This is a genomic window from Blastopirellula marina (genome assembly GCF_002967715.1).
GTDB classification, from domain to species: domain Bacteria; phylum Planctomycetota; class Planctomycetia; order Pirellulales; family Pirellulaceae; genus Bremerella; species Bremerella marina_B.
The window spans coordinates 84238-99879 of sequence record NZ_PUIA01000037.1; the positions used below are offsets into that span (position 1 = coordinate 84238).

The window sequence follows — 15642 nt, forward strand, 5'->3', positions numbered from 1 at the left end:
AACAGAGCAAATACTTCATGCAACTGACGCGCGATCGTAATGTTTTCTTAGCGGAAGTCTTTCTTCGAGTAGCACTGGCCGCCTCGTTTCTTTCCGCTGTGGCCGATCGCTTTGGCGTGTGGGGTGCGCCGGGCGAGTCAGGCGTGGCCTGGGGCGCGTGGGATCCGTTTGTCGAGTACGTGGCCCTATTGAACTGGTTTGCTCCAGCGGCACTTCACGCGCCGCTGGGCTGGGTGGCGACGATCGCCGAAGTGATCATCGCCATCGGCCTGCTTGTCGGCTGGAAGCTGCGCTGGTTCGCGATCGCATCAGGCACACTACTGCTGGTCTTTGCCGTGACGATGACAATCGCGACCGGCATCAAGTCACCACTCGATTACTCAGTCTTCACGGCAGCAGCCGCTTCGTTCTTATTAGCGGCGATCCCGAAGAGTTCGCCGTCTGCATAAGTTGCATTGCGGGCGAGTTAGGACGAGAATTGAGCCTGCTTCTCGATCTCGTTCTTTTTCCTTCCACTTGGTATCTGCCGTTGGCCGGCTTCCTTCGATACGCGTGGAAGATTTCAAGCTGATCGAGTTCTTTGGCGATCGCTTTGATGCGGCACCGCCGGACATCGAATCGAACTGTACAACCTGAGGAGTGACCTGGGCGGCAAAACGGTTTTTCCAAGTCGATGCCAGCGATGCGAGACAAACTGCATCAACAGCTTCGCGATTGGATACATGAGATGGACGCCGCTGTGCCGGGTTTGAATTCGCACTATGACCCGGCCCAGGCATTTGAAACGACGCGTGTTAAGCCGGAGTGGGTTTCTACTCCGTAAATGTTCAATTAGATCGGTTTCCCGCTCATTTCAACGGCTTTTTTAGTAGCAAGCGAAACTTACGGACTGTTCGATGGTTGAATGCCTTTAGAGAACGAGCAACTCTCGATCTCTGTGCTTTGTTTCTCATCCAGAATAGAGGATCTTCCATGCATCGCAGTTTGCATTTTGGTAGCAGTCGTCGGGCATTCATGGGGCTGATGGGTACGGCATTTTTCACCACCCCAGGCCTGTTTGCCGAGGAACTGCTCAAACCGACGCCGTTTCTCACGGAAGGGCCTTTCTACCCCGATAAGCTGCCGTTGGATCAGGATAATGACCTGATCATCATCAAAGACAGCACCACGCCGGCTGTTGGGGAGATTACCCATCTGACGGGTCGGATCCTCGACAAGAGTGGTAGCCCGATGAAGGATGCCACCATCGAGATTTGGCAGTGCGATGCCAATGCCGTCTATTTGCACACCCGCGACAGCAGCGGAAAACAAGAACAACAGGACCGAAACTTTCAAGGCTTCGGTCGGTTTACCACCGGAAGCAGCGGCGAATACCGCTTCCGCACCATTAAGCCTGTCCCCTACCCCGGTCGTCCTGCACCCCACATTCACATCAAGGTGAAGCAAGGGGACAAAGAGCTGTTAACCACTCAGCTGATGATTCGCGGCTTTGAAGGAAACAAGCGTGACGGGGTATTTTCCCAAGTTCGCGATCCGGAAAAACGCGAGCTCCTGATGACCGATTTCAAACCGATTCCCGATTCGAAAATGAATGAGTTCGCGGCTTCGTTTGATATCGTTCTAGGGGCAACTCCTGATGAACGCGATATGCGACGCCCAGGTCCGCCTCCGGGTGGGCGGGGACCGGGTCGAGGTCCTGGCGGTCGTCCTCCAGGGCCACCACCACAAAATTCGTAATGCACGAAGTCACGCGTGTGAGTTCGTGATTCACCAACCTACTTGTCTCCCCATTTCTGCAAAAGTGAAAAGAACCATGAAGATCGTTTGGAAACATTCCTTAGCTATGCTTTCGCTGTTGATGGTGGGTGTGGCCTTCACCACGGCCAACGCCCAAGACGGCGAACGTGGTCCACGTGGACCTCGTGAAGGGGAACAGCGCGAAGGGGATCGCCCACGCGAGTTCAACCCAGAACAAATGATCGAGCGCCTGATGAATGCTCTCGATAAAGACAAAGACGGCAAGATCACCAAGGAAGAAGCAGGCGAAGGTCGTGCTGCTGCCATGGTCGAACGTGCCGACGCCGACAAAGATGGCGTCACCACCAAGGAAGAATTGATGAAGGCCTTTGCCCGCGGTCCTGGCGATCGTCCTGGTCCACCACGTGAAGGTGACCGACCCGGCCCACCGCGCGGTGAAGGTGATCGTCCAGAAATGCGTCGCGGCGAAGGCGGACGTCCTGGTCCTCCTCGTGATGGCGACCGTCCGGGGCCACCACGTGAAGGTGATCGCCCAGGTCCTCCACGAGATGGTGACCGACCTGGTCCACGTCCAGAGGGTATGAATGCTGGCATGATGATGATGGCTCCTTTCGTCCTGGAACGTCTGGAACTGTCCGAAGAACAACGTCGTGAAGTTCGCGCTCTGCAAGAAGAAATGCAGAAGAAGTTCATGTCGATCTTGAACGAAGAACAACGTAAGACGCTGAACGAAATGCGTGAACGTCGTCCTGAAGGGGATCGACCTCAGTTCCGCGGCCCGCGTGATGGCGAGCGCCCTGAAGGTGCTCGTGGTCCACGCGACGGCGAACGCGGTCCTCGCGGTCCTCGTGAAGGGGATCGTGAACGTGACGGCGAACGTCGCGAACGTGACTAACACGACGCTTAAGCTTCCGCGAGTTGTAGTGCCTCTCGAAAGAGATCAACTCGCTGAAAACTCCGTTCCGGAGACCGGCCGCCTGGACTCAGGCGGCCGGTTTTTTTATGCGCGGCTGCACGGAACGAGACCAGTCAAATCCCTATTCCCCAGATTGCCAGGGTGGTTTACGATAAGGGACTTCAGTAGATGGACCTACGCGAAAGAAGCCCTTGTGAATTCAGAATTTACAACCATTCGCTCCCTGATTGTTCTCACCTTTTTGGTCGGCCTTCCTGTGCTTGCTATCATGCCTGAGGGGGTACAAGGAGCTTTCAAGGGGTTCTGGCCAGAAGAAGAAGCTGCCGCAGATACGCCTACTCTACCGGTCCTGAAGCCATCGAGCTTTCCTTTGGCTGCCCCGGCACCGCACCAGCCTGCTGTTGCTCCTACGCTGTCACCAATGACGGAGTTAGCGGACTTCCAACAGCCCACGATGTCGAGCGAACCGGAGTTTCAACGCGCGAGCTTCGAGGTACCGTCCGAAGTGATCTCGCGGGAAGAAGGTGCTACCGCGTTTGCTTCTTCGCCGGGCAATCCAATTCAAGACCTTCCGCTGCCGAGTGATCGCCTGACGGCACCGGGCAGCCAACCATCCGGCTTGATTACTCAGGGAACACAGAATATCCAGACCGAACTGGATCAACTTGGGGCGAATTACTATCGATTAGAATCGTGGGGCAATTCACCTCGAGTCTACCGCTTTCACTGCACGGTCGCGATCAAGATTGGCCAGTCTGAATACTCGCAGCGATTTGAAGCCACCGGCGATAGCCCAGAAGCCGCCATGCGACAAGTTCATACGGATGTGCAAACTTGGCACCAGCGATTCTCGAATCTGTCGCTGGGAAGCGAGTTTCACGATCGCATGAGCACCCAGTCTCAGCCGTAACTCACCTTGTTTGACTCGATCTATTTCTCAAGTTCGATGGCCAGCTTGTTTTCGCCATCTGCCGAAATAGTCTCGCGAAGCTTTGACGCGCCGTTGTACTTATCCGGGATATAAGACTCGGTGATCGCTTCGCCATACTGGTCTTTCTTTTCCAACGTACGGACCGCGCTGATTCGGACGATCTTCTCACCAGCGGTCACCTCGGCCTTGATCTCACCGTTTTCGATTCCTCCCATGGACGATGGTCCTATGCCATCGACCGGATCGAACACAATCGAGCCTGATTCAATTGGCTTGCCAGCGTAGGTGATGGTTCCCGTTACAGGATATTTGGGAAACTCTTCAGAGGCCGTGCATCCTACAAGGGATATCGCAGAGGTAACGGCAAAAAGGGCAATCATCAAAGCGCGCATGCTATAAGTACTTTCTTGCAACTCAGGGTGAAACCAACACAAGGCCAACTATCTTTGGTTGGCCTTGTCTGGTTAGGGAAACAAACACGACTTACGGCAGTTCGACGACTTCCCCGCCGTTGCGAGAACCGATTGCCTGAAAGACGGTCTGGTTCACTGTATCGGGAATGAAGCGAATCGAGCCGTCAGCCAGTGCAATGTGTCCGCCACCAGGGTGATAGCTGCGGATGTGCGTTTCCATATTAGAACTCACGCATTGACGGCACGGGGCGATCGGCGTTCCGTTGCAGTACTGCAAGGCATCACCCACGTCCGTATTAGGACCACGCATCGTCGTGAAGTAGATGTTGCCGTGGTAAGGATTGTGGTACCGACCTCGCAGGTCATGCGTTCCACCGCAAACAACGTTGCCGGTTCCGGACGCGGCAATGCTATCCTCCTGAAGGCGAATTTCGCCCAACATCGCGGTGTTGGAGGTTCCGTCGGTGATGTCCTCGAAGCCAGTATTGTTGCGAGGATAGAACATCCCGTCGGTCTTAGTGGCACCACTGTTGGTATGGCTGGAACCATTGCAGACGACGTAGTTTCCATGAAAACCCTGTTGTTCGACTTTGTCATCCAGAGGCTCTGAAGGGCAGATGAATGCGTCGAACACGATATTTCGGACACTCGTGGGCCAGCCGCCTGGGAACTCGTCGTTTTCAATACGAGGCATGATTTGATCGTAGTAGGCCGTTTGCTCAATGAACGGCATGATCAGGTGAAAGAAGGAAACCCGGCGATTGCTGGAGTGACCGGGATCGGCACCATTGATGTTGCAGTTGGTTGCCATCGGGAATTTCTGGAACGTGTCGTGATAGTTATGAAATGCCAGGGCGAGCTGTTTCATGTTGTTGGTGCATGACATCCGCCGAGCAGCTTCGCGTGCTTGCTGCACAGCTGGCAACAAGAGGGCAATCAATACACCGATGATGGCAATCACAACCAGCAGTTCCACTAAAGTAAACCCGCGTTGTTGGTCGTTCAGTGACGAACGAAATCGAGTCGAAATCATAGTGCGTACCTAGTAGATAAAGGCATAAGAATAGATGGCTCAAATACGACAAAAGATTGCCGTACGAAGACTCATTAGGAAAAGGGATTTTTCGGGTGTAGGTGCCCAAGAGGAGATGGTTGACCCTAGTTTGCGCTTATTTGCGAATCGGGTCAATAAAATTTTATAAAATTTTACTTACATAATAATTCACGTGATATCGGAAGCTATCGCACCAAATCTAGAAGGAAAACAGCCTCCGATTCAGAAAATGCAAAATGGGACATGCCCGATTCGCAAGATGCTCAAGGGTTACTGTTCTCGAAGCCGAGCCATGTCGCCGCGCGGAGGAAGCCAAGGTAATTGATCGCCTCTGAAATGCACGCGTTCAGGGTGTGTTCGCAGTCTGGCAGAGTGAGGAGCTATTTCGTTTCCGACGCCGTAGAGTTGGCGGAATTCGCGATTTCAGGGGTAGTGTTTGTTCTCCCCATGTCGCTCGGAGGAATGATGGCGATGCCTATCTTTACGGGATCCATCGCAGGGGCTTTTACATGCCGGATTTCAATCGGTTTCTGGACAATCGCATTCGGAAAGCGGGATAGCCATTCTTCGATTTGGGCAGGCCGATCGTCTGGATCTTCCCATACGATGACACCGCCTTGGTCGCGAATGTTTGTTTCATCGATCCAGGGTGCGAATCGAGGGTCGCATTCGGGATAGACATCGACCGGCCTATCGGCATACACCGAGGCATTGCCGGCCGGCCACCACGATCCAGCGATCGTGGGAGGCTGCCCAGTACTGGCTACCGATTGCCAGCGCAGTTGCACTTCGTCGGCAAGTTGATTCCCTGGATAGTCGACGCGCAGGTACTTCTCGCGCATGGCCGTTCCGTACACATTGCGTGAACCGACGATGGCCGCGAAGACAATACTTAGGCACGCGCAGCCCACTGCAAGCCTGCCGCAGGTAAGTGGGTCTTGCCGACGGCGTTCAAAGCACATCACCAATAGTGCCGGCAAGAAGATCCAGATCGGTGCCCCGAGCATGCTGCGAATCATTCCGCCAGTCGCCAAAGAAGCGAGCACGGCGATCGACAACGGCCCAAGCACCACAGCCAAAAGGTAGTCGCGTGTCAGGCGATCTTCACTGCTAAGGTCGGTTCGCCACTTCCAGAAGAATCCCAGCAGTGCGATGGATCCGATCAGCATACCGGCGATCGCTCCGAGTTGTTCTCCGAGGAACTTAGCCGGCATGATCAGGTGATTCCAGGCATTGGGTTCGGTATGCGTGCGATCCTGAATGTATTTGAGCGTGATGAAATCGTTTTCGACCATCCACCATGCGTGCGGAGCAAACAATAGAAGCGAAACGCCAATCAACACGTACGGGCCCGGCGTTTTCCACAGACCACGTACTTGCGGATGAATCGCAGCAAACGCGACCAGGCTTAATACGAGCATACCGTGGTCGTACTTCGAGAGCAGACCTAACGCAACAAACACCCCAGCGGCTGCCCAGTAGGCTAGGCGTCCCTTAGTGATGGCCCAATACAGAAACAACACGGTTAGCGCGGTCATGCCCCGGCGGACCATGTTGTTATTCAGTTCGATGGTGGTGTAGTTGTAGAACGCACAGGCCTCAAGCAGCGCGGCAGCCGCGAGCGCAATCCAAGGCTTGTTCCGATCGCGAACGATCTCCCACACCGCCCACAGACAAGCCAGAATGCAGGCCTGAGCGACGATGTACGAAGCCCAGGCTGGGTCGCTGAACCAGCCGCTTGTTCCTGCCGCTAACCAGGCCGGAAGAGGCGGATGCTTGTAGTAGCCCCATTGCCATTGGTTGCCCCAGTAGATCATTTCGATCGTATCCAAGGGGGCATTGGCCGCGGTCAGGATAGGCATGATCGACCAGACGATGACATGCGTCAGCGCGAAGAGCCAGAACCAACGCGTCCAAACCGACGACGAAGCTTCCAATTCCATCTGTAATCCCCATCCTTGCGAGTGGCGTGCTATCTAATTTCGCAGGAAGATTACCAGGACGATGCTGGCAGGAAAAGAGCGATCGGACCGGGCCGTGATGCTGTGCTATCGCTCTGTCTTCTTAAGTCGCTCTGCTAGCATCGCGATGGCCTCATTGGCTTCGCCTTGCATCAGTTTGACGCCGGCCCCCATCAGCATCGAGGCCACCATGATCGGGATTGTTAGAAAGAAGAACGTCAGCGCGTAGAGAATGGCCTGCATCAAATCGGGAGCGAGCTTGATTTCCGGCACGTTTTGATTGGCGGCCTCGGCGGCGGCTTTTTCCGCCGCGATATCCTGGATGCGGGCGATCAGGGGAGGTGGTACTTCCCCATAGATCAGTTCAAGCGTCGCATTGGCCACGTAGATGCCCAACGCCACGCCTGCCACGATTAATAGCGTACCGACCATCAACTTATAGATGGTCACGGCACTGAGCCCTTCGGAACTTTTCAGGGCATCATGTCGAAATGGTTCGTCTCGCATGGTTGCGTTCACCTAACTAGTTCTCGGCCTGAACGTACTGGGTACCACCCGATTTTCCGTTGCCGCTGTTCAGGTTGAACATCACGTTGGCACCACGGGGAATGATGCTGACCTCGGCTTTCGAGTTGAGCAGCTTCTCGACTTCCATCACCTCGAGCACCGATTCCAGAATCTCTGGATCGGCTTTACCAATTTCATTCAACATCTTACCGACGATATCGGGTCGCATCGCACCTGCTTCGGCCATCTTCTGCGAGACTTCCTTCGCCGTTTCACTCTTGATCAAGCCAACACGGTTTTCGCCGTCCTGTTTCATGGCACTGGTGACCTGAATCAGACGTTTGACGACCTTGTCGGTAATATTGTGAACCATCTGCACGTCGGTAAAGAAGACTTTTCGGATGTAGACCGAACCGAGGCGATAACCCCACTTCTCAGACAGAGGAGACACCGCGGCGCGAACGGTGCGGCTCAGTGTGTGCCGGTCTTCCAGCATCTTGTCCATTTCCAGGTTGCTCAGCGTGCTGATCGCGCTGGATGCGACGTTGGCTTGGAGCGAGCCTTCCGGGTTCGTATTGATGAACAGGTAAGCGACTGGGTCGTTGACTTCCATCTCGTACCACAAGCCAACACCCATCGGGGTCCCTTCTTCGGAGTTGACCATCTGGCCGCGGAGATAGTGCTGACGCAGGGCCGTGCTGACCACGTGCCGCTTGCCAAAGAACGGGACCAACAGCGCGCCCACCCCGAACTTCGAGATCGGCAAGTGCAGGCCAGGCTCGTCGATCGTGCCGATGACCTTACCAAACAGGGTGTAAACGTGGGCTTCGCATTCATGGACGATCACGTACAGGCCAAAACTGGTGGCGATGCGAAGCATGATCGGGACGAATGCTACCCCGACGAAGAAACCGAAAAGAAGTATGGGAAACATGATTATGATCTCTGTGGGTGATTATGTTGGGTCCGCAATCAACAAGAGAGAAGTTGTTACTTCTCTTCTCGGGTTTGAACGACACTGACCGCGCGGGATAGCAGCGGCACTTTCAAGTCGCGGATGTAGGCACGGACGGCTCCCGAGCCACCTTCGTGTTTGATTTGCGTGAGTGTTCGAGCCAGTTCTCGCAGCGGGGCGACTTCGGCCTGGGCGTTGTTCGAGGCGATATCGACGGCTCGCTTGCTCATCGTGATCTGCTGCTCGGCATCGGCCTGGGCGGTACTTAGGTCGGCGGCTACCTGGTTGCGGGTACTGTTAATGGCTGAAAGAGCACGGTCGACTTCCGGTGGCGGATCGATACTGGTGATCAGTGCCGCATCGAGTTCCACCCCATAACGACCTGGCGTGCAGCGGCATTGTTCTTCCATGTAGGAATTCAACAGTGGCAGGTTCTTTCGCAGGTCGTTAATCGAGACCCCTTCCGAAAGATCGATGCTTGTCGGTGCGTCATCGTCGCCGGCGGAAGGCTTGGCGAGGAAGCTGGCACCCTTCGGATCGCTGAACGTAGCGATGCGTTCGCGAAGCACGCTCACGAAGTAACCCATGATGTGTTCCAGTGGACTGGAAACACCAAATAAAAACGCGTACAGGTTGTTCTCACTCACTTTGTAGCGGATCTGCCCGTTGACACCGGTCGTCAGGTTATCTTTGGTGACCGCTTCGATCGTTTCTTGTTTTTTCGTTGGGTCCCACACCAGGTCGACGCTGCGGGTAGCGACGCTCACCTTATGGACCTGCTGCCATGGCATCTTGAAATAGGGTCCGCCAGGGCCAACGACGCGGACCTTGGGATAGGTGTAACGCTTCTTTTCGTCTTCGCTCAAGTTCGGATCGTCCAGTGGTTCGACAAACTCTTCGCTCAACCGTTCGGCTCGCCCAAAGGTGGTGATCACGGCCCGTTGGTCAGGCGGAATGATATAGAACGCCGTCAATATGACGCGAAAGAAGACGTAAGCCATGAGCCCGAGTGTGAGCCCTACCAAGAACGTAGTCATGAAGTATCCCCCTAAGATGTCCGCGGCCAGTCGACCAATCGTTCAACTGTAGCACTGCGCCAAAGCCGTGCGCCCTGATCGTATCGCGCCACGTACAGGTTGCAACGGTTGTCCCCTCTGTAGGGCCGATGTTGGCGACGAGAATGGTTATGGGCGCGAAATGTTAACGGGTGCGCGGCAAGTTATTCGCCGCCCGGTGGGAAATCTTGGAATGACGTTGAAGATGTTCAACGATTAGTTAACCGTGATAACTTTCGCCGCACCGACCTGGCCTTGGTTGATACCTTGCGTCCAGCGGACGTGCACTTCCTTCAACTTGGGAAGATCTTCGAGATGAACCATCCCTTCGCGCGAGACACCAGTCAACTGAACATCTAAGACTTCCAAGTTGGGCATCTCGCTTAGATACCGTAGGTCATCGTCATAGATGTTGTACGGTTCGAACGTCAAATCCCGCACCGAGGCGAGCTGTCCGGCGACCTTCACAGCAGTACTCTCGGTGTCATTGGGAGTCGGTTCTTCTTGGGTGAGAAGTTTTCCTGTGATGTTCTCAACCAATTGCCGACTCTTTGGCCTGGAAGGCTTGATCGTCGTTTTCAAAGCCAGTTCGCGGAGGGAAGTCGCCTGTTTTAGAGCTGGTAAAGATTCTTCCGAGACAAGATCACATTGAACCGTCAGTTCCTGCAACTGCTTAAGAGCGGGAAATCCTGCGGCGGAAACTCCCGGGACATCTAGAATAAAGAGGGACTCGAGCTTGGAAAGCGAATCCAACGACGAGAGGCCGACATCGGTCGCAGGTCCACCGATAATTCCGACTATTTCAAGATTGGGAAATTGTGATATCTCAACCAGGTTCTCGTCGGAAGCCGACTCCCCAAACAGCGATATTCCCGTAATCTGCTCGGCCTCTCGGAATTGACGAAGCTGTCTGGGGGAAACCGGTGTCCTTAAGAAACCAAGTGACCGGAGATTCTTAAGCTCTTGCAAGGGCTCCAGAGAGTTCTCTTCGATCGATGAGCTCTGAAACAATATGCTTTGCAACTGGTCCAGCTTGGCGATATCTTCGGCCATTTCTCGATCGACGACTTGTCTCTGTACATTCACCGAGATGACACGCGCATAGAGATGATCGCCGAAACAAAATCGCAGAAAAGCAGGTCCAGGAGGTGAGGCATCCGTCAGGAAATCGTTGCCGTCATACTGATAGTCGTATTGAGCTGAGCCGCCGATCTTTTGAACAATCTGGGCCTCGCGATAAGAAACGGCAAGGTCACGGCCAACCCACGCCATCAAGACGCACAACAGAGCGGTAATCGCCAACATCGTGCGTAGGCCGAAGCGTAACCAGCGACGGCGGGGTTTTGCGGGAACTTCTTTGGCTTCCGTCATGTTCCGTGGGGTTACTTCGGCGAATAGACTTTCTGTTTTGGCTGCGGCAGGTCTTCGAACTCGTCGTCGTCATAGCGACTGACACTGATGTATTGCGTATCGACATGGATGATCCGCGGTCCGGTTGGCTCTGGGCCGAGAGCTGCAAACGTACCACAAAAGCCTCCCATTACTACGGTAATCTTCACCGGCGTCAGCGTGTCGAGTCGCATGGTTCCCCAGGCGTAATACTCGATGTCCAAATCGTCGGGAGTGATATAAACATCATCTAATTCCGGAATGCTTTTCAGCGTGTCGACGCACCCTTCGTCGACCTTGATTCCGATGGCATAAATATAGGTAAGCTTCTGACAACTACTCAGTTCCGCGAAACCAACGTTGGTTACCTCTGGTGCTTGCTCGATTTCCAATGACTTAAGCTGGGGAAGCTGGCCGAGCGACTTCATCCCTCGATCGGTGATCGTTGTCTCGCGGAGATTGACTTCTTCCAAAGCCGGAAGCTCTGGGAGTAATTCCAGGTAGTCGTCCGTGGCCGTCGGGCCTATCAAGGTAATGGAATTCAGCGGCAATGCCTGGGTAAGCGTCCGCATTTTCTCGATGCTCAAAGTAGTGCCGAGCAATGCTAAGTGCTTGAGCCTGGGCATCCGGGCGATCGTTTCGACCGATGAATCGCTGAGCTCTACAGCAGGGATACTTAGCGATTCCAATCGATGACAATCAGCTAACCTGGGGACAAGCGTGTTGATTTCCTCAGACTCCACACAAGTAACGTGGGTGACGTACGAATGAATGTGCTCGCCAAACAATTTCCGCAGCACCCATGGACCAGACGGCTCAGGCGGTTTGGCCCACATGACGTTCTCGTGATAGTCGTACGACGCGTACCCGCCTGCTTTCTCAACGGCGGCGACCACTTCAGACTCACGCTGAGCCCGATAAATGTCTCTGGCAATCCACCCCATCGGCAATGACATCAGAAGCACAAGCACCATCAGCCCGCGCAGGCCGAAGCTTAGCCAGCGGCGTCGTGGTTTCGGGTGATCTTGGTTCACTTCTGACATGTTTCGTGGGCTTACTATGGCGAATGGGTTTCTTGCTGTGACTGGGGCAGGTCGATGAGTTCGTCTTCGTTGAAGCGATCGACGGAGATGCTCGCTGCACCGATGCGAAGTATCGGTGGTCCGGTTTTCTCGGAAGGCGTGGCGGCGAACGTTCCACAGAGGCCTGCCGATTGGGTTGAGATCTTCACTGGAGTGAGCGTATCGAGTCGCATGGATTCCTGGGCTTGGTATTCAATTTCCAACACATCGGGAATGATGTAGACGTCATCCACTTCGGGAAGGGACTTAAGCGTCTCGATGCAGCCATTGTCGACCTTTGTTCCCCGCAACCAGAGATGGGTCAGTTTCTGACAAGGGGTCAGGGCCGCCAGGCCGGCGTTGGTGACCGCTGAGGCGTGTTCAATTTCCAACCAGGCAAGCTCAGGTAGTTGTCCCAGCGATTGCATGCCGCTGTCGGTGATGGTTGTGTCTTTGAGTGTGACTTTTTCCAGGTTCGAAAAATGGGACAGCTGCTGGAGGTGCTGGTCCGTAGCAGTCGGTCCCGTCAGCTTGATCGACCTGAGAGACGGTGCCTGGGACAACAGTTTTAGTTGCTCGACGGTTAGGGGTGTGTCGTAGAGCACCAGTTCAACCAGCTTCGGCAGTCGGGCAAGCGTTTCGATCGACTGGTCGCTAAGCGTCTGCGAGGGAAGCTGCAAGTAGCCGAGCCGACCGCAACTGGCAAGCAAGGGGACTAGCGTATTGACGTCTTCCTTCTCTCCAATGACAACTAAGTCGACGTGCGCGTGGATATGATCGCCGAACAGCTTGCGAAGGATCCAAGGTCCCGGCAGATTAGGCGGTTCGCCCCAGGCCGAAAGCTTTTGATAGTCGTACATGGCGTACCCACCAGTTTTCTCGATCGCCGTCACCGCTTCCGTCTCGCGCTGGGTCCGGTAAACATCCCGGGCAATCCACCCCATCGGCAATGACAGCAGAAGCACAAGCACCATCAGCCCGCGCAGGCCGAAACTTAGCCAGCGGCGTTTGGGTTTCTTCGTGCTCTCATTGGTGGAGTTCATACGCCTGATCGTACCGAATGTAACGATCGTCTGCCAAGATTTTGTGGTTTGCCTACCCCCTGCGCTTTTCGGGTGACCTAACCTTTCCCAGCCGTTTTGCTTACGCGTTTTGCTGGGAAAGTCATGCCGCCTGCCGCTCGGATCGCTGATATGCATACCTGCCCGATGAGTACCGGGCCGGTTCCGCATGTAGGTGGACCGGTGATGGTGGGTTGTCCGACGGTGCTGATCGGCGGAATGCCGGCTGCCCGTGTGGGAGATATGGTCACGTGCTGTGGCCCGCCGGATGTGATTTCGATGGGTTCACCCTCCGTATTCATTGGCGGCATGCCTGCTGCCCGGATGGGAGACATGTGTGCCCACGGGGGGACCATCACGATCGGTTTCCCTCTGGTAAACATCGGCGAAATGGGCGGGGCTCCGACGATCCCTTCGATCCCCAGTTTGCCGTCGCTGTCAGGCCTTTCGATCAGCCTGCCTGAGATTCATATCCCGGTGCCCTGCATCTCGCTGGAACTGCCACACCTGACGATTCCCAAGCTGAAGAAGCTGCACCTGCCGTCGCTGGTCAGTTCGTTTGGCCAGGGATTGTTTGAAGGTTTGGTGAACAAGCAAAACCTGGAGATGTTCGCGGCACGCACTGCCTTGGTCGCGCTGGGGGCGAATCCGGAACTGGTCGGTGCCGCGATGGCCATGTACGGCGCGTACAGCTTGTACAAGACGTGCGATCAGATGGGCAACGGTAACCCGGCGGCTGGTCTGGCCAAGTTGGGTTCGGCCCTGGCTAGCGGCAATGCGAATGACTACGCCCACCTGGCGGGCAGCCTGGCTTCAATCGCCGTGATGGGGAAGGCCAACGACGCCGTCGACGACGCAGCCCTGACCGGGGCACGCAACGCCAATGCGATCTCTAAAGTCGACGACGCGCTAGACGACGCATCGAAGTCCGGAAACGCCGGCAAGGCAGCCAAAGCAACCAACGCCGCCGGCAAGATCGCCAAGGCAGGCGACAAGATCGACCGGGCCAGTGCGGCCGCCGGTCAAGCACAAGATAACGCAGACGAACACCACACAGGCATCTTGGGAATTTAAGCGATGCTCGATATTGAAAGCCAAATGCTGGACGCCTTGGATATCCTTTACGGCTGCTTGGAAGAGCCGGTCGAAGGACTCAACGACGAGGTTCGCGAGACATGCCTCCAAGAGGTCGACGATCTGGGGCAGCGCACGTTCCAGCATATGATCATGCCGGATCCAAAGCTGCGTGACGATCTGGTCATTCGGCACGTGCTCGACCGTCAGGCATTTCCCTTACCGATCGCCATTGCCGTCGAGCGGTATTTAGAGCTTTACGAGAAGGCACCCCTTCCCGCGCATGCTCGACCGATTATTGATACGATTCCTACCCAGTCGAACTTGCCGTTGACTCGCGTGCGGAACATCAACTGGCAGACGTTTACCTACGAAGCAAGCGTTGCCGGGCGATTTCTGACCTGGGCAAACATGCTGATCAATGCCGATCTGGCCAATGCTTCGGTGACTGAGCGGGCATTTTGTCAGCGGATGCAACCGTGTTACGAACAAGACACGTCGTCGCTGCAATACAAGCTCTACTCGCGTTGGAACTTGGCCGATACGATCCCCGAGTACAACCTGGAAATGGGGCTCTCGGAAAGCGTGTTTCTGGCACTGCACCCCAATCACCCAGCGACCGACTTCCTGATTCACTTTCAGTTCATGCTGACGACATGGATCGAAGTCAACGCGCAGCGGAAGAACTTGAGCTTGAAGGAAGCGGTACTCACCTATTGCACCGATATACCGGCAGATGTTTATGCGGAACTAATGCCACCCCTTTCGCAGATTGTCATCATCGATAAGAAGCATCAAACGCTTTATCACTTCGGCAGCGACTTGTCGTCTGTCCAGCGAATGATGCGGTTCTGGCAGCCTGAATTGGTTTAGGATTTGACATCGCCGTGTCGAAAGAGATTGCCAAATAGATTGCCGGATTGGTAGAACAAACGAGACTTACCCACTCCGTTTTGCGACCAAGGGAGAATGATTATGTTGTCTACGTTTCGCGTGCCAGCGTTTCTGTTCTTGTGTACTGGGCTTTTGATTCCGGCAATCATGCCTGCAACGGTAGATGCTCAAGACTTTCCGCGACGCGAAGAACGCGAGCGAGACGAGTTCCGTCGAGAGCAGGAGCGAGTAAACCAATCGCGGCCACGCATCGATGAGAGAATGAGAGAGTTGGAGCAACAACGTCATGAGCAGATGGAACGCGAACATCATCGCATGATGCTCGAGGGACATCGCCTCGACTTTGAAATGCATAAATTGCATTTGGAACGCATTTCGGCCCAGGCACATATCGCCAACGATGCCGTTCTGAGCGCAGCGTTTGCCTTGGAACGTCTGCCAGAATTGATTCCCAACGTTAAGGAGCGGCGAGAAGTCCTCGAAGACTTTCTCGAGGCTTCTCAGAATATTGCCGTCCAGCGATTGATCCGCATGAAGCTTCTGGAACTGCCTGCGGAAGGCCGAGATCGAGAGGAAGCCCTGGAGATTCTTGGGGGGTTGATACCTTAGTCCC

The 15642-nt window shown here is 54.9% G+C and carries 17 protein-coding genes; 8 read left to right on the plus strand and 9 right to left on the minus strand.

Annotated features, from left to right (window positions below):
- Positions 1-17 precede the first annotated feature (17 nt).
- The 5 genes from C5Y96_RS12170 to C5Y96_RS12185 all read left to right on the plus strand — a co-directional run bounded on the left by C5Y96_RS12170 (position 18) and on the right by C5Y96_RS12185 (position 3584).
- Entirely contained in the window at positions 18-449 is a 432-nt protein-coding gene (locus C5Y96_RS12170) for a MauE/DoxX family redox-associated membrane protein (RefSeq protein WP_105353577.1), read from the plus strand.
- A gap of 233 nt (positions 450-682) precedes the next feature.
- A complete protein-coding gene (locus tag C5Y96_RS27360; RefSeq protein WP_158261203.1) occupies positions 683-823 on the plus strand; it encodes a hypothetical protein in 141 nt (46 codons plus the stop codon).
- Positions 824-972: 149 nt separating this feature from the next.
- Complete coding sequence (locus tag C5Y96_RS12175; protein ID WP_105353580.1) at positions 973-1737, plus strand: protocatechuate 3,4-dioxygenase; 765 nt, start codon at positions 973-975, stop codon at positions 1735-1737.
- A 76-nt stretch (positions 1738-1813) separates the two neighbouring features.
- The gene (locus C5Y96_RS12180) at positions 1814-2653 is read left to right on the plus strand and encodes an EF-hand domain-containing protein (RefSeq protein WP_158261204.1); all 840 of its coding nucleotides are present in this window, start codon (positions 1814-1816) and stop codon (positions 2651-2653) included.
- A 214-nt stretch (positions 2654-2867) separates the two neighbouring features.
- Entirely contained in the window at positions 2868-3584 is a 717-nt protein-coding gene (locus tag C5Y96_RS12185; protein WP_105353585.1) for a hypothetical protein, read from the plus strand.
- A 20-nt stretch (positions 3585-3604) separates the two neighbouring features.
- Here C5Y96_RS12185 and C5Y96_RS12190 read toward each other — a convergent pair whose 3' ends face one another.
- The 9 genes from C5Y96_RS12190 to C5Y96_RS12230 all read right to left on the minus strand — a co-directional run bounded on the left by C5Y96_RS12190 (position 3605) and on the right by C5Y96_RS12230 (position 13043).
- Positions 3605-3997, minus strand: a complete 393-nt coding sequence (locus tag C5Y96_RS12190; protein WP_105353587.1) for a hypothetical protein — start codon at positions 3995-3997, stop codon at positions 3605-3607.
- A gap of 91 nt (positions 3998-4088) precedes the next feature.
- The gene (locus tag C5Y96_RS12195; protein ID WP_105353590.1) at positions 4089-5051 is read right to left on the minus strand and encodes a DUF1559 domain-containing protein; all 963 of its coding nucleotides are present in this window, start codon (positions 5049-5051) and stop codon (positions 4089-4091) included.
- Between the two features lie 401 nt (positions 5052-5452).
- Positions 5453-7015: a glycosyltransferase family 39 protein gene (locus C5Y96_RS12200; RefSeq protein WP_105353592.1), complete on the minus strand. Its 1563-nt coding sequence runs from the start codon at positions 7013-7015 to the stop codon at positions 5453-5455.
- Positions 7016-7120: 105 nt separating this feature from the next.
- Complete coding sequence (locus C5Y96_RS12205; RefSeq protein WP_105353594.1) at positions 7121-7540, minus strand: hypothetical protein; 420 nt, start codon at positions 7538-7540, stop codon at positions 7121-7123.
- A gap of 16 nt (positions 7541-7556) precedes the next feature.
- Positions 7557-8474, minus strand: a complete 918-nt coding sequence (locus C5Y96_RS12210) for an SPFH domain-containing protein (protein WP_105353596.1) — start codon at positions 8472-8474, stop codon at positions 7557-7559.
- A 56-nt stretch (positions 8475-8530) separates the two neighbouring features.
- A complete protein-coding gene (locus tag C5Y96_RS12215) occupies positions 8531-9532 on the minus strand; it encodes an SPFH domain-containing protein (RefSeq protein WP_105353598.1) in 1002 nt (333 codons plus the stop codon).
- 234 nt (positions 9533-9766) lie between these two features.
- The gene (locus tag C5Y96_RS12220; RefSeq protein ID WP_105353600.1) at positions 9767-10921 is read right to left on the minus strand and encodes a hypothetical protein; all 1155 of its coding nucleotides are present in this window, start codon (positions 10919-10921) and stop codon (positions 9767-9769) included.
- An 11-nt stretch (positions 10922-10932) separates the two neighbouring features.
- Positions 10933-11982: a hypothetical protein gene (locus C5Y96_RS12225; RefSeq protein ID WP_105353602.1), complete on the minus strand. Its 1050-nt coding sequence runs from the start codon at positions 11980-11982 to the stop codon at positions 10933-10935.
- 14 nt (positions 11983-11996) lie between these two features.
- On the minus strand, positions 11997-13043 hold the full coding sequence (locus C5Y96_RS12230; protein ID WP_105353604.1) for a hypothetical protein: 1047 nt from the start codon (positions 13041-13043) through the stop codon (positions 11997-11999).
- Between the two features lie 123 nt (positions 13044-13166).
- Here C5Y96_RS12230 and C5Y96_RS12235 point away from each other — a divergent pair, with 123 nt between their 5' ends.
- The 3 genes from C5Y96_RS12235 to C5Y96_RS12245 all read left to right on the plus strand — a co-directional run bounded on the left by C5Y96_RS12235 (position 13167) and on the right by C5Y96_RS12245 (position 15638).
- The gene (locus C5Y96_RS12235) at positions 13167-14135 is read left to right on the plus strand and encodes a PAAR domain-containing protein (protein WP_105353605.1); all 969 of its coding nucleotides are present in this window, start codon (positions 13167-13169) and stop codon (positions 14133-14135) included.
- A gap of 3 nt (positions 14136-14138) precedes the next feature.
- Positions 14139-15008: a hypothetical protein gene (locus C5Y96_RS12240; RefSeq protein WP_105353606.1), complete on the plus strand. Its 870-nt coding sequence runs from the start codon at positions 14139-14141 to the stop codon at positions 15006-15008.
- Between the two features lie 102 nt (positions 15009-15110).
- The gene (locus C5Y96_RS12245; RefSeq protein WP_105353607.1) at positions 15111-15638 is read left to right on the plus strand and encodes a hypothetical protein; all 528 of its coding nucleotides are present in this window, start codon (positions 15111-15113) and stop codon (positions 15636-15638) included.
- Positions 15639-15642: the final 4 nt, after the last annotated feature.